Origin of the sequence: Galbibacter pacificus (genome assembly GCF_029603165.1) — a bacterium.
In the GTDB taxonomy this organism is placed as follows: domain Bacteria; phylum Bacteroidota; class Bacteroidia; order Flavobacteriales; family Flavobacteriaceae; genus Galbibacter; species Galbibacter pacificus.
Genome location: NZ_JAQSVC010000005.1, coordinates 192,086 through 214,750 on the forward strand (window position 1 = coordinate 192,086; position 22,665 = coordinate 214,750).

The 22,665-nt window shown below is 38.2% G+C and carries 16 protein-coding genes; 6 read left to right on the forward strand and 10 right to left on the reverse strand.

The genetic code is table 11. The features are described 5' to 3' along the window. The first annotated feature begins 92 nt into the window (after positions 1-92). The 3 genes from PSF86_RS14230 to cls are packed head-to-tail and all read left to right on the forward strand — an operon-like array spanning position 93 to position 3,200. Positions 93-761, forward strand: coding sequence for an alpha/beta hydrolase (locus PSF86_RS14230; RefSeq protein ID WP_277900760.1), 669 nt, complete (start codon positions 93-95; stop codon positions 759-761). 31 nt (positions 762-792) lie between these two features. Further along, on the forward strand, positions 793-1,746 hold the full coding sequence (locus PSF86_RS14235) for a lytic transglycosylase domain-containing protein (protein ID WP_277900761.1): 954 nt from the start codon (positions 793-795) through the stop codon (positions 1,744-1,746). After that, positions 1,746-3,200 (forward strand): cardiolipin synthase, encoded by a 1,455-nt coding sequence (cls, locus tag PSF86_RS14240; protein ID WP_277900762.1) that lies wholly within the window; start codon positions 1,746-1,748, stop codon positions 3,198-3,200. Before PSF86_RS14235 ends, cls begins: the two co-directional genes overlap by 1 nt. Positions 3,201-3,290: 90 nt before the next feature. Here cls and PSF86_RS14245 read toward each other — a convergent pair whose 3' ends face one another. The 3 genes from PSF86_RS14245 to PSF86_RS14255 all read right to left on the reverse strand — a co-directional run bounded on the left by PSF86_RS14245 (position 3,291) and on the right by PSF86_RS14255 (position 8,404). Next, complete coding sequence (locus tag PSF86_RS14245; protein ID WP_277900763.1) at positions 3,291-4,625, reverse strand: M28 family peptidase; 1,335 nt, start codon at positions 4,623-4,625, stop codon at positions 3,291-3,293. A gap of 65 nt (positions 4,626-4,690) precedes the next feature. After that, on the reverse strand, positions 4,691-6,007 hold the full coding sequence (locus tag PSF86_RS14250; protein ID WP_277900764.1) for a VOC family protein: 1,317 nt from the start codon (positions 6,005-6,007) through the stop codon (positions 4,691-4,693). Between the two features lie 189 nt (positions 6,008-6,196). Beyond that, positions 6,197-8,404 carry a bifunctional alpha,alpha-trehalose-phosphate synthase (UDP-forming)/trehalose-phosphatase gene (locus tag PSF86_RS14255; RefSeq protein ID WP_277900765.1) on the reverse strand — a complete coding sequence of 736 codons (2,208 nt, stop codon included), beginning with the start codon at positions 8,402-8,404 and terminating at the stop codon, positions 6,197-6,199. 206 nt (positions 8,405-8,610) lie between these two features. On the opposite strand from PSF86_RS14255, the gene PSF86_RS14260 reads away from it, so the two are divergent. Further along, positions 8,611-10,419, forward strand: coding sequence for a glycoside hydrolase family 15 protein (locus tag PSF86_RS14260; RefSeq protein WP_277900766.1), 1,809 nt, complete (start codon positions 8,611-8,613; stop codon positions 10,417-10,419). A gap of 3 nt (positions 10,420-10,422) precedes the next feature. On the opposite strand, the gene agaR is transcribed toward PSF86_RS14260, so the two are convergent. From agaR to PSF86_RS14295, 7 genes are all read right to left on the reverse strand, one after another. Next, positions 10,423-11,193, reverse strand: a complete 771-nt coding sequence (agaR, locus tag PSF86_RS14265; protein ID WP_277900767.1) for a transcriptional repressor AgaR — start codon at positions 11,191-11,193, stop codon at positions 10,423-10,425. A 121-nt stretch (positions 11,194-11,314) separates the two neighbouring features. Further along, the gene (locus PSF86_RS14270; RefSeq protein WP_277900768.1) at positions 11,315-12,751 is read right to left on the reverse strand and encodes a Gfo/Idh/MocA family protein; all 1,437 of its coding nucleotides are present in this window, start codon (positions 12,749-12,751) and stop codon (positions 11,315-11,317) included. A gap of 19 nt (positions 12,752-12,770) precedes the next feature. Beyond that, positions 12,771-13,778 carry an amidohydrolase family protein gene (locus PSF86_RS14275; RefSeq protein ID WP_277900769.1) on the reverse strand — a complete coding sequence of 336 codons (1,008 nt, stop codon included), beginning with the start codon at positions 13,776-13,778 and terminating at the stop codon, positions 12,771-12,773. Continuing rightward, a complete protein-coding gene (locus tag PSF86_RS14280) occupies positions 13,759-14,601 on the reverse strand; it encodes a class II fructose-bisphosphate aldolase (RefSeq protein ID WP_277900770.1) in 843 nt (280 codons plus the stop codon). Before PSF86_RS14280 ends, PSF86_RS14275 begins: the two co-directional genes overlap by 20 nt. Positions 14,602-14,607: 6 nt before the next feature. Beyond that, positions 14,608-15,552 (reverse strand): carbohydrate kinase family protein, encoded by a 945-nt coding sequence (locus PSF86_RS14285; RefSeq protein WP_277900771.1) that lies wholly within the window; start codon positions 15,550-15,552, stop codon positions 14,608-14,610. Next, the gene (locus tag PSF86_RS14290; RefSeq protein ID WP_277900772.1) at positions 15,542-16,477 is read right to left on the reverse strand and encodes a 1-phosphofructokinase family hexose kinase; all 936 of its coding nucleotides are present in this window, start codon (positions 16,475-16,477) and stop codon (positions 15,542-15,544) included. The genes PSF86_RS14285 and PSF86_RS14290 overlap by 11 nt, the downstream gene beginning before the upstream one ends. Then, complete coding sequence (locus PSF86_RS14295; protein WP_277900773.1) at positions 16,474-17,619, reverse strand: SIS domain-containing protein; 1,146 nt, start codon at positions 17,617-17,619, stop codon at positions 16,474-16,476. Before PSF86_RS14295 ends, PSF86_RS14290 begins: the two co-directional genes overlap by 4 nt. A 400-nt stretch (positions 17,620-18,019) precedes the next feature. On the opposite strand from PSF86_RS14295, the gene PSF86_RS14300 reads away from it, so the two are divergent. Together PSF86_RS14300 and PSF86_RS14305 are read left to right on the forward strand one after the other, a co-directional pair. Further along, a complete protein-coding gene (locus tag PSF86_RS14300; RefSeq protein WP_277900774.1) occupies positions 18,020-20,941 on the forward strand; it encodes a SusC/RagA family TonB-linked outer membrane protein in 2,922 nt (973 codons plus the stop codon). Positions 20,942-20,959: 18 nt separating this feature from the next. Continuing rightward, the gene (locus tag PSF86_RS14305) at positions 20,960-22,609 is read left to right on the forward strand and encodes a RagB/SusD family nutrient uptake outer membrane protein (RefSeq protein WP_277900775.1); all 1,650 of its coding nucleotides are present in this window, start codon (positions 20,960-20,962) and stop codon (positions 22,607-22,609) included. The last annotated feature ends 56 nt before the right edge of the window (positions 22,610-22,665 follow it).

The window sequence follows — 22,665 nt, forward strand, 5'->3', positions numbered from 1 at the left end:
CCTTGGTTATATTGATGAAGAATTATATACCTTTAGCGATGCAAAGGTACTAAAAAAATAGCTAATCATCTATTTTTCAATCGTTAATATATATGGATTCTAATTTAATACATGTTTATTGCATGCCGGGAATGGCTGCAAATCCATCAATATTTGAAAACATAAAACTCCCCGGGGATAAATTTAAATTACATTACCTGGAATGGGAAATTCCCAAAAAAAATGAGACCATTGAAGCCTATGCCGAGAGGATGACACAATATATCACCCATGAAAACCCGGTATTGATTGGGGTTTCTTTTGGAGGGATTTTGGTTCAAGAAATGGGCAAAATTATTCCCGTAAAAAAAATAATTATAATATCGAGCGTTAAATGTAATAGAGAACTCCCCAAAAGGATGATTTTTGCAAAGTATACCAAGGCACATAGGTTGTTGCCAACAGGATTGGTAAACAACATGGAACTTTTGGCAAAATATGCTTTTGGAGATACTGTAGTAAAAAGATTAAATTTGTACGAGAAATACCTTTCCGTTAGGGACAAACATTATTTAAACTGGTCTATAGATAATATTGTAAATTGGAAACAGGCAGCACCCATTCCCAATACAATTCATATCCAAGGCGATAAAGATGCTGTTTTTCCTTGCAGTTATATAAAAAACTGCATTAAAATTAAAAACGGGACGCATATTATGATTATCAATAAATTTAAATGGTTTAACGATAATTTACCTAAACTGATCTTAAATGAAAAATAGATCTAATTTGTATATTTATAAAAAAATGAAGATGAAAAACGTGAAAAACATATTGATTTTAATTGGGGTAATTGCTGTTTCGGCCATATTTATAAATGCTGTTCAATCTACTTCACCCCAACAAGAAGCTGTAACCCCACAAAAAGAAAAGGATAGTTTAAGTTTGGTGCACGATTATAATGTATACGCCCTTAAAATACCACATGGAATTAATTTTGCGGGAGAGCGTGTACCTGTTGAAGACCCGGACGTAAAAGAACGGCTGGACAGGGAATTATTGGTTAATACCTATTGGCAGTCCAATGGTTTGTTGCTTATAAAAAGAGCAAATAAGTATTTTCCCATAATCGAGCCCATTTTAAGGCAACATGGCGTGCCCGACGATTTTAAATACTTGGCAGTTATAGAAAGTGGGTTAACACAGGCAGTTTCTCCGGCTGGAGCTACTGGTTTTTGGCAACTTTTAAAGGGTACCGCAAGGGAGTACGGACTGGAAGTAAACGATAATGTGGACGAGCGTTACCATATTGAAAAATCTACCGAAGTTGCCTGTGAATACTTAAAAAAGGCAAAAGAACGTTTTGGAACCTGGACCATGGCGGCCGCATCGTACAATGCTGGCCAGTTTGGAATGGCTAAACAATTGGAACGCCAGGAAACCGAAGGATATTACAACGTATTGCTGGGCGAAGAAACAAGCAGGTACGTATTTAGAATATTGGCCGTTAAGGAAATATTGTCTCACCCAGAAGAATACGGGTTTAATTTTGATGAAGAGGACCTCTATACAAGAATTCCCTTTACCGATGTTGAAGTAGATACGGTAGTTCAAGATTTTCCAAAATTTGCCAAAAAATTCGGGATTACCTACAAAACCTTAAAAATCCACAATCCTTGGTTAAGGGAAACAAACCTTAACAATGCATCCAGAAAAAAATATTTTATCCAAATACCTAAGGCGGGTTATTATCCACCTGTAAAATAATGTGGGATTATGTAAAAAATCATTTGTGGGAATTTTTATTGGGGTTCAATTATCTATTGGCATTGATTGCAGCCGTAACAATACTGCTTAAAAATATTAACCCCACTAAAACACTTTCTTATTTAATAGCATTGCTTGCTTTCCCTTTTGTGGGGCTAATAGTCTATTATTTCTTTGGACAGGATTATAGGAAGTTTAGAATATTCAAGAAAAAAAATATTTTAAACCAAAAAAACATACAAAATTGGGCACATCAATTGGTACTCAATAAAAAAGAAGCATATTCCATTGGGGAAGAAGTGCTTAATGGCGATACAAAGATTATTAGGCTTATAGACAGCGAGAAGAAGTCTCCGTTGACAATTAACAATAAAGTAGAAATTTTAATAAACGGCGAGCAAAAATTTAAAAGGCTTTTTCAGGACATTCAAAATGCAACTTCATCAATTCATATAGAATACTATATTTTCAGGGATGATGAAATAGGTTCCGAACTTATAGAAATTCTTTCAAATAAAGCCGATGAAGGTGTTTGCATAAAGATAAATTATGATTCGGTAGCTAGTTCTATTTCCGATAAAAACATTTCATTTTTAAAAAGCAAGGGCGTAGAGATGTATCCTTTTATGCCTGTTTATTTTCCAAGATTTGCTAGTAAGATAAATTATAGAAACCATCGAAAAATGGTCATTATAGACGGTAAAATTGGTTATGTGGGCGGGATAAATGTTGGAGACGAATATGTAAACAAAGAAGGCAGGAGGTTTTGGAGGGACACGCATTTAAGAATCGAGGGTCAGTCGGTAGGGCTATTGCAGCTCCATTTTTCGTTGGATTGGGACTTTGTTTGCGACAACGATATTAAAGTTGAAGACAGTTGGTTCCCCGAAAGTAGCATAGACGGAAAAATCCCTATTCAAATTGCCGCCAGCGGGCCCGATACAGAATGGGCAAGTATTATGGAAGCAATGTTTACGGCCATTAATTCTGCAAAAAGGTATGTCTACATAACAACTCCTTATTTTATACCCAATGACGAAATTTCATTGGCCATGGCCACAGCTTCAAGAAGTGGCGTGGATGTACGCTTGATAATCCCTAAAAGCTGCGATTCATGGGCCGCCAAATATGCCACATATTCTTATTTGGAAAAATTATTACGGGCAGGCGTAAAGATATACCTGTACGAAAAAGGAAATATTCATGCAAAAACCATGATTGTAGACGATGTTTTTACAACTGTTGGAACGTCTAATATGGATTACAGGAGCTTTCATATAAATTTTGAAGTAAATGCCCTTATTTACGATAATGGTATCGCCAAGGAAATGTTGAAAATATATATGGAAGACCTTCAACATTGCGATCAAGTTGATGCTAAAAGATGGTTGGACAGGGGTATTCTCCAACGGTTAAAAGAATCTTTTTGCCGTTTGTGGGCACCACTTTTATAGGCGGAATATTTATTTTCAGCATAAAAAGATATCTTTGATCAGGCCAGTTCAAAACCTTGAATTTTAAAAAGGAAACCAGTTTCCTTTTCTTTAATCCTTTATAATATCATTGGGAAAAACAACCACACTTTCGTGTCCGTTTTCGCCAACAGCGGCAATTCCAAAGAAAAAATTGTCAATAACAACCCCATCCAAGGTAAAAGAATCCACATCTCCAACATACCGCGAATGATCCCATGTGGGGGAAGTAGTATCCCTCCAATAGATTTTATATCCTTCGGCACCCTCGACCTTTGTCCATTTAAGTTTAGCCGACGCTTCCACGATGCCACCAATAGCTACTTTTTTTGGCGCAGGCGGAGCCCAGGCAATAGCGGCAAGGTTAATAGCATTTACAGCTGTAAGTTTAGCCGCATAATTAAAGTTTACATGTTTAAGCACATCTCCATATTCAATACCGTTTTCTGTACGGATGTCTTGATGTTGCTGGGTATAATTTTCATGAGCTTCCATAATGCGTATCCCAGCAAATCCAACATCGTTAAAAGGACGATGGTGACCGCCACGGCCAAAACGGTCCAAGCGGTATATCATCATGGGGTTCATTTCGGGCATATAGGTTTTTACATTTGTATGTACATATCGAGCAAGTTGCCTGGAAATACCATCTACTTCGCCACCATAAAACCTGCGCATTGTTCGTTGTTTTTCGGTTTCGGTTGGAGGCGTAGGCTCCGAGAAAATCCTAAAATCGGTATTGCTTATAATGCCGTCTACACCTTTAATATTGCCAATCATATCATTATTAAAAATACCAATAACATCCCATCCTTTTTCTTTGGCATAATCGGCAAGTCCCTTACCACCAAATAAACCCTGCTCTTCTCCCGAAAGCCCTACGTAAACAATACTATTTTCAAAAGAATATTTAGAAAGTACCCGCGCTGCTTCCATGGTTCCTGCCATTCCACTGGCATTGTCGTTTGCCCCGGGGGCATCATCGGTAAAATTATTGGCATCAGATATGCGCGAATCAATATCGCCGCTCATAATAATGTACCTATTTGGATATTTGGTGCCTTTTTGCACGGCAACTATGTTTACTACCCATACATCTTTGGTAATGCGGTTATTGGTACCCTTTTTTACAAAATTCTTTTGGTAAAATACATCCAGACAACTGTTGCAATTGTTTGCAATGGCCTCAAACTCACTTTTAATCCAACGGCGTGCGGCACCAATGCCACGAGTGTTCGAAATGGTATCGCTCAAGGTGTGTCGGGTGCCAAAGTTTGCCAGTTTTGTAATATTGGTTTCTATCCTATTGGCAGAAACGGCATCTATAATATCGTAAATTTTGGTGTCGGTTTGTGCGTACATAGTTGTGTAGGCATATATAAAGAATGCATACAGAAAGGTCTTCATTTTGGGTATTGGAATTTAATTAAAGACCTAAAGTTAAAAAATATGTTTTTTATATCAGCATAAAATCATTCATCGGTAGCCCCGATAATTTCAATAAAGGTACCGTCGTAATCTTTTATCAAAAGAAAAGATTCGCCGTTTTCAAATGCAATAGGCGTATCGCCAAGGAGTTTTATGTTGTTTTCTTGAATACGTTTTAAATAAGGGGCGACCGATTTTACATAAATGGTAATATATTGAACGCCCATATCCTGCTGAATGTAATCTGGATACCAGTTTTTATGCTTTCCAAAAGACATTAATTTGAGCTCTGTAGCGTTGTTGCCTTCGGCCAACTGAAGTACGGTAACTTCTGCCGATAGTCCGCTGGTAAGCCCAGATTTTCTTCCAAATGCTTTATCAATGGTAAATTTTCGGGTTTCTTTCATCCCTAATATATCTTTATAAAAGGCCAAGGACTTTTTTAAATTGGTAACCACGATGCCTATGTCTATTATGGCGTTGTTTTGTTGCTGAATGCTTTCGGGAATTTCTTCATTTACCACAATGGCAATTTGTTTTCCATTAGGGCTTATGGCCAACCTGGTGATGCCTTTTAAGTTGAAGTATTCCAAAGACGAAACGGGAATCCACTTTTGGTCACCTTTGGGATTGTATTTGTACAAAACTTCTTCCTTTCCCATCAAGATGGTCCCGTCTTGGCCCCATGCCATGTCTTCCGAACCTTCAAGTGTATTGGCAATAAAGGCGTCGGTTCCAGAAATGGGGTCGAACGACCGTATCTCCCATACATCACTGCTTTTGTCTATATAGCTAACAAGGTTTGTATTGGGGATTTTACATATGGAACGCCCAATATTTTCTTTAAATGTAAAGTTGGTCTGGTTCTTTAAGTTATTTACAACAAGCTTCGAATTGTCCTCTTCGGGCACAAAAGACACGATGGTATTTTTATCGTACCAACTGTAATACCCTATTGTTTGGTCGCTTATCAGTTCTTCGTACCCGCCGTTCAGGCTACTGTAATTATAAAGGCGTTGTTTTCCATCATTATCGAGCCTGATTGCAGCGTATATATTGGTTTTTGGGGTGGCTTGCGGAGAGAATTCATTCCCGGGGGTATTGGTAACCCATTGTTGTGTTTTTTTCCTTAGGTCAACTTCTTTAATATCTGTTTGATGGTTTCTGGTTGAAGTATATAATAGCAGGTTGTTATCTATAAATGAAGGTTGATTGTCATAAAACCCGGGATTATTGGAAAGATTAACGGGGTTTGTCAACCTAAAGGATTTATCCATATCAAATAAATAAACTTCGGTGGCAATTTGTGCTTGAAGCCACATAGAAGTTGCAATAGCAATTATAGATAGGGTAGTTTTCATAATTGATATAATAGACCAACTATGACAAACAAAGTTGAATGTCCTGCCAGGTTGGTATTAGTTTTGGTTTTGACTACTAAATTAAAAAAAGAAACCGCCAAAAGAGTAAAAAATCTTTCAGTCACCTTAAATTATCGATGAATTCTCCTTTTTTGGCTTTATTTCTACATTAATCAGGGCAACTATTTGTTAATCAATAAATTTTGTAAGTAGTTTTCTAACCTCGTTTGTGTCTTTTACGTAGTATTTTGCCTTGGTCTTTTTAAACCCGACTTTAATAGTGTAAGCATTTTCGGGCACTTCTTCAAACATATATTCATCGGTCCAATCGTCTCCAATGGTAAAGATAAAATCGTAATTTTTTAAAGATAAAAGTCTGGAAGCGGCCCGGCCTTTGTTAACACTGCTACTTTTAATTTCAATAACCTTGTTTCCTTTAAGCACGGTAAGGTCGTTATTGGAAATTAAGCTTGTAAGGACGGTATTGAGCTCCATGGTTCTAATTTGTGCCAGTTCGGGGTCGGCTTTGCGATAATGCCAGGCAAGCGAGTATTTTTTTTCTTCAATAAATGTTCCGGGCGTCCTGTCTACAAAGGTTTCCAGAATGGGGCGGATGTTCTCCATCCAATCGTTTTTTAGGCGCTCCAATGCTTCCCAGTCTTTATTACGCTTTTTAAGCCAAACGCCATGGTCGGTTATTAGGGAATATTCTTTATTACCAAACCACTTTTCAAAAGTTTCCTTGTCGCGGCCGCTAATAATAACCATATCGGTATTGGGCTGGTTATTTAAGGCATCTAATAATTGAAAGAGCTCCGTATCCGGATTTGCATTTTGCGGGTTGTCCTGAAAGCCGGAAAGTGTTCCGTCGTAATCCAGTAAAATCAAACTGCTTTTAGATTTTTTGTAGTCTTCAATCATTTGGTTTGTAAGCTTAGTGTCAAGTTTTTCGGAAACAATGACCTGCCCGAGATTTTTGGTGGCGTCGAGCGATTTCATAAACTCGTGTGCCCATTTTTCAACACTGTACCGCTCCAGTCTTTTTTGAAGGATGGTATTTCTGGCAATTTGTTCCTCTACGGGCATTTCCAGAGCCTGTTTAATGGCATCTGCAATTTGTTCGAAGTTATTGGGGTTTATCATCAGGGCTTCGTTCATTTCTTTGGAGGCCCCGGCCATTTCGCTTAAAATAAGTACGCCATCTTTTTTGGTGCGTGTGGCCACATATTCTTTGGCGACTAAGTTCATACCGTCCCTTACGGGAGTAATCAAGGCAACATCGGCAGAAGTGTAAAGGTCTATTAAGTTGTTAAAGGGCATCGAACGGTAAAAGTACCAAATGGGCGTCCAGCTTACCGTGGCGAATTGCCCGTTTATCCTGCCTACAAGTTCGTCGGTTTCTTTTTTTAGTAATTGGTATTGGGGAACGTTCGACCGGGAAGGGACCGAAAGCATAATGAGGCGTACCTTTTCCTTGAACTCGGGATATTTGTTTAAAAAATATTCGAATGCGCGAATCCTGTTTGGAATTCCTTTGGTGTAATCCAACCTATCTATTGATAGTATAAGCTTGGTATCTACAGAAGATTGAATATGGTCGTCGAGCCTTTTTTGTAATTCCGAACGTTCCTTTACGTTCATTTTAGTATGAGAAACAGAGGCCTGATGAAACTTTTTATAGTCTATTCCCATCGGGAAGGAATCTACTTTTACAATCCTATCGTGGTAAACTACCTCATTAAACTTAACGTCGAGCCTTAAAATACGCTTAATGGAACTTAAAAAATGGCGCTCGTAATCATATGTATGAAAGCCAATAAGATCGGCTCCCAACATACCGGTCAGTAATTCTTCCCTCCACGGGAAAGTCCTGAATATTTCATAAGAAGGGAAGGGGATGTGCAAAAAGAAGCCAATAGAGGTATCCGGCTTCTTTTCTTTTATAAGCTGTGGCAACAATAATAATTGATAATCGTGCACCCAAACATTGTCTCCATCTTCCAGATTGTCTAAAACTACTTCGGCAAATTTTTGGTTAACGGCCTTGTACGATTCCCAAAAGTCCTTTTCAAATTCGGTATATTCCATAAAGTAGTGGAACAACGGCCATAAGGTACGGTTGCTAAAGCCGTAATAAAAGTTATCTATATCGCATTGGGTCAGGTTTACGGCGGCACAATTTTCTTTAGCAACGGCAGTATCCACTTTTTTAGAGAGTGATTCGTCGAGTTCTTCTTCGGTAAGACCGGACCAGCCAATCCAAATACCGTCTCCTTCCTTATGTACAGATTTCATTCCGGTGGCCAATCCGCCAACGCTTGGAGTAATTTCCAGTTTATTTTCATTAAGTTTTACTTGTAAAGGCAATCGGTTGGAAACAATAATTGTTTTGCTCATAATTTAATTAAAGGTTTTCTATTTCTAAAGGGTCAATTTTTTAAGTATAATAAAGAAAAAAACATAAAAAAACCGCCATGTTTTTTAAGAATTCTAAAACAGACAATTTTATTGCTTTCATTTATTACATTGATCTTGGTTAACAAATAAGATTTTCGTTAATTTAAGGAATTATTAGGTTTTAAACGTTATAAAAAATATAATTAATGGATAATCTGGAATACGGAATCATAGGAAATTGCAGAAGTGCTGCATTAATTTCTAAAACGGGATCTATAGATTGGTGCTGTTTGCCCGAGTTTGATTCTACTTCTGTATTCGCCAAGATATTGGATGACGAAATTGGGGGGAATTTCGGGTTTGAGGTAGACGAATCATATACAATTAGCCAAGAATATTATAAAAATACAAATGTATTGGTTACCACATTTTCAAATGGAAAAGATACTTTTCTTATTTGGGATTTTATGCCCCGTTATTACGATGAAGAAGGCGGGTATAATTCGCCACCGGATGTTATTAGGTATGTAGAACACAAAAGCGGAAGACCAAAATTTAAAATAGATTATAACCCAAGGCTGGAATATGCAGTAGGAGTTACAAATACCTATGTGAAAGACGAGTTTATTGTTAGCCTGACGGATAAGGAGAAGTTTGATACGCTTTTTCTCTATACCAATTTTGATAAGGAAAAGGTCGTGGCAGGTGAAGAAATAGAAATAATTGAAGATGGTTACTTTTTGGTAGGATACAACGAAAAGATATTTGTGCCAACCATCAACAAAGCCTTTCTGGAACTATCAAGAACAAAGGTGTATTGGCTGAACTGGGCAGACAGGACACCATCTTATAAAAAATACAACGACATTATAGCCAGAAGCGCTCTAACATTGAAGATGCTTAGTTACGACAAGTCCGGGGCAGTGCTGGCGGCCGCAACTACTTCTTTGCCCGAAACCATAGGTGAAGTAAGGAATTGGGATTACCGGTTTTGTTGGATCCGTGATGCCTCCATGGTAATAAAAGTGGTTTCTGAACTTGGGCACAAAAATATGGCGAAACGTTATTTGCAGTTCATAATTGACTTAATTCCCGACAAGGATGAAAAACTCCAGATTATGTACGGAATCAATAAGGAAAAACTGCTAATTGAAGAAACGCTGGACCACCTGAGCGGATACCAAAACTCCAAACCCGTCCGTATAGGGAATGCCGCTTACGAGCAGCGCCAAAACGATATTTACGGGATTTTAATGGATGTTATTTACGAACAGTTCATGAAATTCAGTACCCAAATAGAAAACAGTGAAGGCCTATGGACCATTACCAAAGGAATTGTTTGGGTAGTAAACAAGCACTGGCGCGAACCCGACAAGGGTATTTGGGAATTTAGGACTGAAGAAAGGCATTTTACTTTTTCCAAAGTATTGTGTTGGGTAGCCATAGACAGGGCTTTGCGAGTGGCAAAAATGCTTAATAAAACAAGGAAAATAGAGAAGTGGGCTGCTTTGGAACAGGAAATCAGGGACGATATACATCAATATGCGTGGAATGAAGAAGTGCAGGCATTTACGCAATCATATGGCTCCAACGATATGGATGCTTCCGTGCTGTTAATGGAAACTTATGGCTTTATAGATGCGCGGGATCCAAAATATGTGAGCACGGTAAAAGTTATCGAGAAAGAATTAAGCAACGATGGCCTGCTATATAGGTACAAAAATAAAGACGATTTTGGCTTGCCATCTTCGTCGTTTACCATATGTACCTTTTGGTTTATCAATGCCCTTAATAAAATAGGAGAACACAAAAAGGCGGTAGCCCAGTTTGAACAATTATTATCGTATAGTAACCATTTGGGGCTGTTTAGCGAAGATATAGATTTTAAAACAAAAAGGTTGCTGGGGAATTTTCCGCAGGCATATTCTCATTTGGCATTAATAGAAACGGCAATAAATCTTTCTAATTACATAACAGAGGAGGAGCAGATAATGGGGAATGTAAGGCAGGATTAAAAATTACCCCTGATTTTTGGCAATAATTACTTCTACGTTGTTCTTTTCGAGCATTTCGAGGGAAGCTTTTTCAATTTTATCATCTGTTATGAGTTTGTCTATTTTTTCAAAATTGCAGATAAATGCAAACCCGGACCTTTTAAACTTGGAAGAATCGGCCACAACGATAACCTCTTCGGCTATATCGATCATTATCTGGTTAAGGTATGCTTCTTCCATATAATGTGTAAAAACACCTATATTTGGTTTAATGCCGTCTACACCTAAAAAAAGTTTATTGCAATAAAGTTGTTTAAAGTTTCTTTCGGCCATGGGACCTACCAAAGACATGGAAAATTCTTTTAAATAGCCGCCGGGCATAAAAACTTCTAGGTTTTTGTATTGTGCCAGGTTGTTTACAATATCCAAGGCATTACTTATAACCGTAAGCCTTTTAAACTCGCTTAAATTATTTGAAACCTCAAAAGTAGTGGTCCCCGAATCTAAAATAATGCTGTCGTCTTCGGTGATCAAAGAAGCGGCTTCCCGGCCTATATTTCGTTTTATGTCGAGATTTATCTGTTTTTTTTCGGTTACCGTAAGTGCCAGGTTGTTTGTTTTAAAGGCGCCGCCGTGAGCTCTTATAAGTAAATTGTTTTTTTCCAGTTTATCCAGATCGTTTCGTATGGTAACTTCGCTAACCCCCAATAGTTCGCTTAATTCATTAACGTTCACCTGGCCTGTTTCGTCCAATTTCTTTAGAATTAATGACCTACGTTGCGCAGTTTTTTTCATACAAATAGATATGTTTTTATTTATAAAATAAGAAAAAAAAACTTTTACTTTTAGTAAAGAGTTTGTATTTCAATACCAAAAGTAAAAGTAATAATTATATTTAAAATGAAATAAATAGGGTTTATTTATTATTTAAAATCACATTGGTAGTACCGCCACCAGCTAAGGTAATATCTACGGGGGCATTGGTTTTCCAGCTTCCAATGGTAAAGTCGGGAACATCTATGGACTGCGACCTGTTGGCTACGGATTTTTCACTCAGCGGTGCAATGGAGCTCCATAAGGCAGCATCATATACATTCTGGTCCAATGCAAGTCCATTTCTCAAACAGTCTATTAATCGCCAGTCCATAATAAAGTCCATACCGCCATGACCACCAACTTGCTTTGCAAGGTCGCCTACTTTTTTTACTATTTCCGGCGTGTATTGAGTTTCAATTTCTTTCATTTCTTCCTCGTTCATCCAGCTATGCCCTTTGGCGATACGTGCCGGCGAAGGCCATTTTCTTGCCATTCCCTTAGAGCCGCTAACCAAATGAATCCTTGAATAAGGCCTTGGAGAGCTTACATCATGCTGAATCATGATACTATGCCCTTTTTTTGTTTTTACCAGTGTGGTATTCATGTTCCCTCTAAATTGAACATCGGTATATTCTTGGTAAAAATTGTCTTCTTTGGCTAATTCTACAGCTTTTTGGTGCATGTTAAAGTCGTTACTGGAAAGCGATGTTAGATAGTCCATTTGGTCCCCACGGTTAATGTCCATAATCTGGCAGATGGGTCCCAAACCATGTGTTGGATAAAGATTTCCGTTACGTTTTGCATTTTCTTTTAGCCTCCACATACTTTCATACCCGGTTTCTTTGTTAAAGTTGAGGTCTAATAAGTTATGAATATAAGCTCCTTCGCCATGAATGATTTCCCCAAAAAAGCCTTGTCTGGCCATATTTAAGGTAAGCAGCTCGAAAAAGTCGTAGCAACAGTTTTCCAGCATCATGCAGTGTTTTTTGGTTTTTTCTGATGTTTCAACCAATTGCCAACATTCGTCAATGGTCTTTGCGGCAGGCACTTCAACCGCTACGTGTTTCCCAGCTTCCATTGCATAAACGGCCATGGGGGTATGCCATTCCCATGGAGTGGCGATATAAATTAGGTCGATATCGTCACGGTCGCACATTTTTTTCCATTCGTTATCATCTCCAACATAGGTATCTGGACTGTGTTTGGTGCCTTCCAATATTTTTTGTGCATTATCCACTTGTTTTTGGCGGATGTCGCACAGGCCTTTTATTTCAACGCCATCTATGTAGCTCATGCGCTGCACGGCATGTGGACCTCTCATTCCGAGTCCGATAAAGCCAATACGGACCGTTTCTATTTTTGGTGCCCTGTAACCGGACATATTGAATATTTGCTTGTTGTTTTGGGCAGATGCCAATGTAGCAGCTACAGAGTTTTTTTCAGATTTTGTTTCGCAAGCTGCCAAAGCGCTTCCGCTTGCCAAACCCAAACCGGCAAGGGAACCCAGTTTTAAGAAATTTCGTCTATTATCATTCATAATTGTTTGATTTTTTGAGTTAATTAATTTTTATATGTTCAAAGGGACCGTATGTTTTAATGGCATTTTTATAAAATATTTTTTCTAATACGGCAACAGGTAATTCAAGCCCCTGAAAAGCGCCTTTAAATTCTGGAGCCTCCAACGTTTTGTTAGTGGCAAAAAAATCCCAATGGGCTTTCCATAGACGTTCAAACTTACGAGCTATTTCTTTTTCTGTTATTTGTCCATCATCAATAACATCGGTTCCATAAATAATCCGGTCTTGATATTTAATAAAGAAATCCCTTACTTTTTCGTGGTTTTCCTTTGCTTGTAGTTGAACATGGCATATCCTTTCTGCCAGGTCTGTCATGGTATTTGGGTATGTGTCGAGCCGTTTTGCCACTTCATCAATACTCCATTCCATGCTGAAAAGATGCAGGCCGACATATTTTAGCTTTGGAAACTTTTTTAAGATATTGTCACGGGCTTTCATTTGTTCTTCATAGGAAGGATATTCGGGCAATAGGTGCATATGGTATTCGGGATGCTGTGAAAAATAATCCCTGTCGGAATCTACTGTCATTTCTTCCAATGGTAGCCAGCAATTTCTCGGTTCTCCTTGGTGGCCAATTAACAAAATGTCATTATCGACCAAATATTGGTATATGGTATTGAACCTTTCGTCGTCCAGCAAAACAAAATTTCCGTCAAGATCTTTTATAACCGGATCCATGCCAATATTTTTCCAGATTTTCACCCCTACGGCGCCATTTTCAATTCCCTTTTTAATTTGTGCCAAAGCGTGGGGCAACCACCTTTCGGTATTCCAGTATTGTGTATCGAAACTGGTAATAAACTTAGTGCTTCCGGGATATTTGTCCAAAAGGTCGTGAATCACTTGCTCTTGGTCTTTTAGTTTTTCAAAAAAAGGAATATCGGTATTAATGGACAAAAAAGAAACGCCGTATTTCTTGGCCAATTCCATTTTTGCTTCCGATCGTGTGTTTAAATGTACATGTGCATCAATGAACTGCGGTAGCATTGCTTTGGTTTTTTATCATTAATAATTTGGTTTTAACCAACTCGGTTACTTGCAAAGTAGCTTTCGGGAATACTTTTCTTAAGTCGATTTCTTCATTATTGGACAATTCATTTTGAAGTGTCTTCATAAATATGTTCTTAATCTCGGTGGCTAAATTAACTTTGCATATTCCATTAGAAATAGCCATTTGTACCTGTTTGTGGGGCACCCCTGAACTTCCATGCAAAACAAGAGTGGCATTGGTAACCTTTGCAATATTTTTCAAAAGGTCAATATCCAGGTTGGGTTCTTCTTTATAAAATCCATGGGCCGTACCAATGGCTACTGCCAAGGCATCAACCCCGGTGGCGTCTACAAAAGCCTTGGCTTCTTCGGGTTGTGTAAAACCTTGTTTTCCGTGAGATTGCCCCAATTTTGCTACATAACCTAGCTCCGCCTCGACATGTGCGCCGTACTTTTGGGCACGTTTTACGACCTCCTGTGTAATTTTTATGTTTTCTTTAAAAGGTAATTCGCTTCCGTCGATCATTACGGAGTCAAATCCAGCGTCCAGGCATTTTTGCGCAAGTTCAACAGAGGCTCCATGGTCTAGGTGTATCCAGCCTTCTACATTAAACTGTTCCAAACCGGTCCTGCCTAATTTCACGGCCGTTTCCAGCCCCATATAATCAATGGAGCTTTGCGTAAGTTGTAATATAATGGGTTCGTTTAATGCTGATGCTGCTTTCAATACACCATGCAAAGTTTCCAGGTTATAATAATTTGTGGCCAATAAGCCTCTTTTTTGCCTGGTAAATTCGTTTAATTTGTTTTTTAGGTTCATGATGATTTAAATTTCAGCATTAAATAATTTTATCGCGTCTTCAATAATGTTCTTTTTTCCGCTAAAGGCAGTTGTTCCCCCGGCGGCGGTTGTATTTAAGGCCCCGGTGAGATTTCCAAATTTTAAACAGGTTTCAATAGGCTGTTTTTCTATGTATTTTTTAATAAAGCCCGCGTTAAAAGAATCTCCGGCACCTATGGAATCTACATAATTTGGATTGGCATAGGGGAGTGCCTGGTATGTTTCTCCGTTATGGAATGCCATACTTCCTTTATCGCCCATTTTTATAACAATGGTGTTTGCGTACGGCATAATTTCTTCAATACCGTTATTTACTGTTGTAGTTTTTGTCAAGGCAAGCAACTCGGCTTCATTTGGCATGAAAACATCTACGTGTGGCAGGCATTCCTTATAGTTGAAATCCCATTTATTTTCCGGGTCCCATTGTAAGTCTAAAGAAGTGGTAACACCGTAGCTTTTTGCTTTTTCAAAAATAGAAACAATGTCTTTTCTGATGCCTTTCTGAATGAAAAAATTAGAAAGATGAAAGTGTTTAAAGTTATCTAAATGGTTCCACGGAATCTTATCAATCGTAAGTGCTTCCATAGCTCCACAATAAGTTACATTGGCTCTGTCTTGATTGTAATTCATCACAACGGTTACACCCGATTGATGTTTTGTAGTTTTTTCAATAAAATCAGTATTTACCTGCTTTTTTTGAAGCTCTTTACGTATAAAGTCACCAAAATCGTCTTTCCCAACAATGCCACAAAAAGACGTGTTTATCCCGATAGCCGAAGCATTGGCCGCCATAATTGCCGAAGAACTCCCAAGAGTAACGTTCATATTTTCAGCAATAATTTCGGTGCCTATTTTTGGGAATCCTTCAATTTTATTCAAAATCAGGTCTACATTTAACTCCCCAACAACAAGTAAATCTTTATTCGGCATAATCATTAACATTTATGGGTTGTACGTTTGTTTTGGGCAATAGGTTTTCTACATCTTTCCGTTTTAAAATCCCCAAATCTTCGTTTAAACAATTGGCCGCGCCACATGCCACGCCGTATTTGGCTATCATATCGGGAGAAAGATTGTTATGTACGGCATAGGCAATCCCGGCCGTTAGGCAATCGCCGGCACCAACAGTGCTAATTACATTTGCAATGTTTACATTTGCGTGGAGCAGTTGCCCTTTGTAATACAGCCATAGCCCTTCTTTTCCTTTGGTAATAGCAATAAGTTCGACACGCGGACTCAATTTACTTATAATAGTTTCAATGGCATTGGTATTGAACAAAGAAATGGCTTCGTCTTCATTTAAATGAAGACCAAAAAAGGATTGCTGTAAGCATTGCTCCAACTGCTTCCCGGAGCAATCTACAATTACTTTCCGGCCTAATTTATTGGCAATTTCAATGAGCTCGCCATAGGCATTTTCGGGAGCGCCTTTTGGCCATGAGCCCGAGATGCATATCAATTCGTGTTTGCTTATTTCGTGGGTGTATTCCTGTTTAAAACGCTCCCAATATTCAGGAGTGAATTCCGGTCCGGGTTCCAATAATTCGGTATTGTTGAATTTTGGATCGTTAGACCTGAAGGTGTAGCATTTTCTATTTTGCCCTTGTATTTCTATTCCGCAGGTACGTATACCTTTTAGGTTGCATTCTCTTTTTATCCACATGCCGGAACTGCCGGCCCAATTCCCCATAAGTGCGGTTGGTTGGTTGAGCTCTCGTAATGCCATTGCTATATGCGTAGCTTTGCCCCCGGGATATTCCTTTAACCATGAAATTCTGTTAGCATGCCTTGGGTTTAGGGAGTCTAGCCAAGCATAAGTATCGATGGATGGATTTGGACAAACGCTTAATATCATTTTTTTGTTCTTTTATATATGTTTACACCTTGAACAACCCGGTTAATAGCACCGGAGATTGAAGGATTATCAGGGTTAAGCCCTAGCTCTAGACATTTATACAGCCCTAATAATTGCCCAACCAAGGTTGTGGGCACAACTTGTAGTGGGTTGTTTAAATCAACATCGACATTCATCCTTTTAGCATTGCTTGTAATAAAGCCAGAATCTCCTCCGATCATTAAGGAATTAATTTTTCTGGTATCCTTGGCAATGTCTTCCGCAAGGTCTTTTTCGTATTTAAAAGTATGCCCATCGTTAGAAAACAAATAAACAACCAATGTATTCGCGTTTACCACCGCCCTTGGACCGTGCCTAAAGCCCAAAAAAGAATCGTGTTTGCATATCACCTGTCCATCGGTTAATTCCTGTAGTTTTAAGTGGCATTCCCTGGCAATGCCCAGCATTTCTCCAGAACCAAGAAAAACGACCCTTTCAAAATCTTTTTTTGCAATTTCCCGAAACAAAGCCTGTTCGTTTAAAATTTGATTTGCTTCTTTGCATATGGCATCGACATTTGCTTTTTTGTTTTCAATAGTTTCAATATTCGAGATTAAAATGGCGGTGAGCAACATTGTAGTAAAACTACTGGTCATGGCCAGGCTTTTGTCGTTGGTCTCTTCCGGTAGAACAATGCTTAAGCACGGACTGGAGGTTCTTGCCGAATAATTGGCCAATTCCCCACTTTTGTTACAAGTAATAATAAGGTGGGAAAGATTGTTGCAATATTCGTCGGCAAGTACAACGGTTTCAATGCTTTCAGGGCTATTGCCAGACCTGGCAAACGAAATTAAAAGGGTTGGTACATCTTTTATAAAAAAAGAACCGGGATGGGTTACCAGATCTGTGGTTGCTATAGATTGCGTAATCCTATTTGTGTTTTTTTGAATGATTCCCTGAGCCGTTTCACCTATAAAAGCCGAAGACCCAGCTCCCGATAAAATAATTCGTAGATTTTGATGGGCCAATATAGGGGAAAGAAAACGCTTAATGTTTTCTTTTTCTTTTATCAACATATTATAAGTTTCATTCCATAGCCTTGGCTGGGCCGTTATCTCCCTCTCGGTGTGCAGGTTAACCTTCTCAGTCGTTTTTATACTCATGCTCATTATATTGTTTACTGGTACTGCTGGTATTTTTTTAGGATTTAGGTATTGCAATCCTTTAGACAAAGTAAAACAAATAAATCGAAAATAAAAAATCTTTCAATATCTTTTTAATTGAAATAAAATATATGCTTATTTAGTATTTAAATTAACATTTTTCTTTAAATCCGTTCTATCACTATTCTTTTGGTATCTGTATATGAGTAATTAATAATAAAACGAAAGATAAAATTCTTTAAATATTTGTTAAATAAAAATATATTGTTAATTTAGCAATGTATACGAAAGTTTTTTAATTGTAATTTCTTTTGTTTGTAGAATTTATGTTAAACTAATTAGCGATTCGAAAAATTAATCTTTTAAACTAATTAATGCTCAACCAAATTAATTTAATCTTATGAAGAAAATCTTATTTACATTAGTTGCATTTTTTTGTTTGATGCTTTCTTATGGACAAGAAAAGCATGTAACGGGAACTGTAACTGATTCTGAAACCGGAATGCCAATTCCCGGGGCAAACGTAATGGTGAAAAATACCACAAAAGGTGTGGTTACAGATTTCGATGGGAATTACGCGATTGACGTAAATGCCAATGCAACACTTGTTTTTACCTATATAGGCTATAAGGAACAAGAAGTAACGGTTGGTTCGCAATCGGTAGTAGATGTTACCATGACCGTTTCTGCATCTGAACTTGATGAAGTGGTTGTTGTGGCCTACGGAACCCAGACCAAAGAAGAGGTTACTGCTGCAGTGGCAACCGTAAGCGGCAAAGAACTTACGGATGTTACTACCCCGGATGTGTCTACAATGCTGCAAGGTAAAGTAGCTGGGGTTCAAGTTGTTCAAAGTTCAGGACAGCCGGGTTCGGTACCTGATGTTCGTATTCGGGGAATTTCATCCATAGATGGAAGAGTTAGCCCGTTATGGGTAGTAGATGGTGTGATTATGCACGGGACCCCAAATTTAAACCCGAATGAAATAGAATCCATATCGGTGCTTAAAGATGCTTCGGCAACTTCATTGTACGGCTCGCGCGGGGCAAATGGGGTTGTGGTGGTGACTACAAAACGGGCAAAGAGCGGAAGGAGCGAAATTACGCTTTCTACAAGAACGGGTTTTTCTAATTTTAATCACGGAAACTTTGAGGTGATGAATTCTCAACAGATGTATGGTTATTATCAAGCATTTGGAGACAGTTTTAATAAAGAGGACAATCCGTGGTTTAATGAAGAATTATTACAACGGGATTATAATTGGTTGGATAACGGTACTCAAACAGGAGTGGTCCAAGATCATAATATAGTTTTCACTTCGGGGTCAGAGAAGTCAAATACATACATTTCTCTGGGGTATTACGACGAGACGGGAACCATAAAAGGGTACGATTTTGATAAGTTAAGCTTTCGTATTAACCAAGACCTCAATTTTGGGGATAGACTTAAGATTTCTCCTAAAATAGGGGTTAATTACAATACCGTAGAGAACCGGCAACATTCTTTATATGCCATGCAAACCTATATGCCGTGGGATTATCCTTATAACGATGAAGGAAATATTGTAAATCCTCAGGAAAATGGAGTGCCATGGATTGGGAGGGACAAAAGTAACTATTTATACGACTTGCAATGGAATTATAGCAATTCTCAAGAGTTGAATTTGCTTGCTAATTTCGATTTTGAGTTTAAAATTACCGACCGTTTAAAATTTATTTCTACAAATGGTTACACGCTATACAGATACGATAGTAAATCATATACAGATCCGGCTTCCAATAGTGGTCTGGCAGATGATGGTAGGTTGTATCAATATACTTCTAGGAGGATTACCAGATTTACCAACCAAATGTTAAAGTATGCGAACCTATGGGGGAAGCATAATTTTACGGCTTTGGCAGCATATGAATATAACGATTATGTATACGACGATTTTTCTGCAACGGGAGCAGGAATAGTCTCCGGAACAGAAATATTAAACAATGCCGCTAATCCAAAGGATATAGGAGGGCTTAAAAATGATTATGCTTTGCAATCCTTTCTATTCAATACCAATTATGGCTATGATGACAGGTATATGGTGCAGTTGTCCATTCGTCGTGATGGGGCATCCAATTTTGGTTCCAATAATCAGTACGGGACATTTTATTCGGCGAGCGCGGGTTGGAATATTCATAATGAAGATTTCTTTAACATAGAGGCCATAAACGAACTTAAATTAAGAGGGAGTTATGGCGCCGTAGGGAATAGGCCTAGTTCGTTATATCCTCAATACGATTTGTATAGCTTAAGCAATACATACAATGGAGTTCCGGTAACAACACCTTCTCAATTGGGTAACGAGGATGTTGGCTGGGAAAAATCATATCAAACTAACCTAGGATTGGATATTAGTTTTTTAAACCGCATAGGGCTAACTTTTGATTATTATAGCAAAGACACTTCGGATTTACTGTATTATGTTTCAATTCCAGATGTCACAGGATACAGTGGCTATTGGGAGAATATAGGGGGTGTTAAGAATTCTGGTTTTGAAATTTTCTTGGATGCAGACATTATAAGTACTGAAGACTTTTTGTGGTCTTTTAACTTTAATATTGGTGTCAATAAAAACGAGATTACTGAATTATATGAAGGAGAACCAATAATAAGGGGAAACAAAAGGTTGAACGTTGGTCAAGATATTAATACCTGGTTCATGCGTAAATGGGCTGGTGTAGATCCTGAAAATGGAGATCCACTTTGGGAAGTGGTAAACGAAGAAACCGGAGAGATTACAACTACAAATAACTGGAATGAAGCTACACAACAGGAGGTAGGGACATCTACGCCAGATTATTATGGTGGGTTTGGTACTGCTTTTACCTATAAAGGAATATCCCTTTCTGCAAACTTTGCTTTTTCCAATGATAATTTAATATACAATTACAGCAGGGAGTTATATGATGCCGATGGTGCATATCCAACGTACAACCAACAAGTCCTCGATAATGGATGGAGCAGATGGCAGGAGCCGGGAGACCAAGCAACGCACCCCAGACCTGTGTATGGCGGGAATAACTTATCCAATAAAACATCATCTAGATATTTGGAAGATGGTAGCTACTTAAGAATGCGTAATATCCGCTTGGGGTATACGTTTTCACCCGATTGGATACATACCATTGGAATGAGCAATTTAAATATCTATTTATCTGGAGATAATCTTTGGACAATTACCGATTATTCAGGGATGGATCCAGAAGTTGGGGTCGATGGAACCAATGATACTAGATATCCGGTTTCCAAGAGATTGACCATAGGTTTAACAGCATCTTTCTAATATACAAAAACTAAGAAAATGAAAAAAATATTATATACCATATTGGTAGCGGCAAGTATTACCGCGTGCGATCTGGATAAGTTTCCGTATGATTCTGTAGCTTCTGATGAACTATTTGAAAGTGAAGGAGGATTGGTCGCTGCAACAGGAGGTTCTTATTCATTGCTAAAGGGAGACGCAGACGGAAATGGATTTTCGCCTCAATTACATAGAATTACAGAATATCCCGGGGACAATGTTTCCTTAAGCGGGACAACTACCGACCCTTTGTTTTATAGCTATAATTACAATAATATAACCACTAGCGGAAGGGTTAACAATATTTGGAGTGCCGGTTACAAGGCCATTGTAGGGTGTAACAAAGTTATTGAACTGGCTGTGGAAGGGGAAACACCCGAAGCGGACCAATTAATAGGGGAAAATTATTATTTAAGGGCATACACATATTTTCAGCTAGTAAATGTCTTCGGGAGACCATACAACCAAGGGACATCCAACTTGGGCGTACCGCTAAAATTGTCTTCCGATATTAATGATGTTCCAGACAGGAATACGGTAGGAGAGGTGTATGAGCAAGTAGTTGCCGATCTCTTAAAAGCCGAAAGTTTAATGTCCATAAATAAAACAAATGCCTATGCAACCAAAGAAGCGGCACAAGCACTGTTGTCAAGAGTGTATTTGTATATGGGACAGAACGATAAAGCAATAGCGTATGCAGATAAGGTAATTGGTTCTGGTAGATTCTCATTGGTTCCAAATGCTGAATTAGGCAAATATTTTCAAAAGACACCAGAAGATAATACCGAAACTATTTTTTGCTTCCGTTATGTAGAAGAATCCGATTATAACAATGGCTGGTATACAGTCGGGTCTCTTTATGCCAATATACAAGGGTCGGGCTGGGGAGAGATGTACGCTTCAAGCTCGTATTTAAATTTAATTAATGAACATCCTGAAGATGCCCGTAAAGAATTTATTGAGCCTCAATTTGAAGAAGATGAAGAAGGGAACATGATTCCGGCGGTATATTGGATTAACGACAATTATGTATATCAATTCAGAAGAACTTTTGAAGAAGGCGGCAAAACCTATTTCACGCAAGATGATGTTGATTATGAAGTAATGAGCGAAGCACAAGATGGAGATACTGCATATTATTTTACCAATACTTCTAATGAAAAAATATACGTTACCAAAGGGTACGATATGTATAAAAGAAACGGCTTTCCAAAATTCTATATATTAAAAACATCTCTACAAGAAGGCGTACCTCATTTATGGTCGCCTGTGGTTTCTCGTTTGGCAGAAATGTATTTGAATAAAGCAGAGGCTTATGCTAAAATGAATAACGAAAGTGCAACTTTGGAAAATGTAAATATAATTCGAGAGCGGGCAGGAATCCCAGCTTATGGAAGTGCTTCCGATTTTCCTGAAGGAAAAGATCTTCTGGATGTTGTTTTAGATGAAAGAAGATTGGAACTGGCCTATGAAGGACACCGTAAATTCGATGTTTTTAGAAATAACAAGGTGATGGATAGAAGATATCCGGGAACACATTTAACAGGAAGCAATCCTTATTACGAAATTCAACCAACGGATAATAGGGTTATTGAGTATATTCCTGAAAATCAAATAAATGCACAGCCAACATTGATTCAAAATGATTAACCAAATTTAATATAATGAGGGTGGCTAAAAAGGGTTTTGAGCAAATTATATTTCAA

What these genes read in the sequence shown, in the direction of transcription:
- PSF86_RS14300 (WP_277900774.1), top strand. Translation starts at nt 18,020, where the DNA reads ATGAAGAAAATCTTATTTACATTAGTTGCATTTTTTTGTTTGATGCTT.
- PSF86_RS14245 (WP_277900763.1), bottom strand. Translation starts at nt 4,625, where the DNA reads ATGAAGACCTTTCTGTATGCATTCTTTATATATGCCTACACAACTATG.
- PSF86_RS14260 (WP_277900766.1), top strand. Translation starts at nt 8,611, where the DNA reads ATGGATAATCTGGAATACGGAATCATAGGAAATTGCAGAAGTGCTGCA.
- PSF86_RS14280 (WP_277900770.1), bottom strand. Translation starts at nt 14,601, where the DNA reads ATGAACCTAAAAAACAAATTAAACGAATTTACCAGGCAAAAAAGAGGC.
- cls (WP_277900762.1), top strand. Translation starts at nt 1,746, where the DNA reads ATGTGGGATTATGTAAAAAATCATTTGTGGGAATTTTTATTGGGGTTC.
- PSF86_RS14255 (WP_277900765.1), bottom strand. Translation starts at nt 8,404, where the DNA reads ATGAGCAAAACAATTATTGTTTCCAACCGATTGCCTTTACAAGTAAAA.
- PSF86_RS14290 (WP_277900772.1), bottom strand. Translation starts at nt 16,477, where the DNA reads ATGATATTAAGCGTTTGTCCAAATCCATCCATCGATACTTATGCTTGG.
- PSF86_RS14230 (WP_277900760.1), top strand. Translation starts at nt 93, where the DNA reads ATGGATTCTAATTTAATACATGTTTATTGCATGCCGGGAATGGCTGCA.
- PSF86_RS14250 (WP_277900764.1), bottom strand. Translation starts at nt 6,007, where the DNA reads ATGAAAACTACCCTATCTATAATTGCTATTGCAACTTCTATGTGGCTT.
- PSF86_RS14285 (WP_277900771.1), bottom strand. Translation starts at nt 15,552, where the DNA reads ATGCCGAATAAAGATTTACTTGTTGTTGGGGAGTTAAATGTAGACCTG.
- PSF86_RS14270 (WP_277900768.1), bottom strand. Translation starts at nt 12,751, where the DNA reads ATGAATGATAATAGACGAAATTTCTTAAAACTGGGTTCCCTTGCCGGT.
- PSF86_RS14295 (WP_277900773.1), bottom strand. Translation starts at nt 17,619, where the DNA reads ATGAGTATAAAAACGACTGAGAAGGTTAACCTGCACACCGAGAGGGAG.
- agaR (WP_277900767.1), bottom strand. Translation starts at nt 11,193, where the DNA reads ATGAAAAAAACTGCGCAACGTAGGTCATTAATTCTAAAGAAATTGGAC.
- PSF86_RS14235 (WP_277900761.1), top strand. Translation starts at nt 793, where the DNA reads ATGAAAAACGTGAAAAACATATTGATTTTAATTGGGGTAATTGCTGTT.
- PSF86_RS14305 (WP_277900775.1), top strand. Translation starts at nt 20,960, where the DNA reads ATGAAAAAAATATTATATACCATATTGGTAGCGGCAAGTATTACCGCG.
- PSF86_RS14275 (WP_277900769.1), bottom strand. Translation starts at nt 13,778, where the DNA reads ATGCTACCGCAGTTCATTGATGCACATGTACATTTAAACACACGATCG.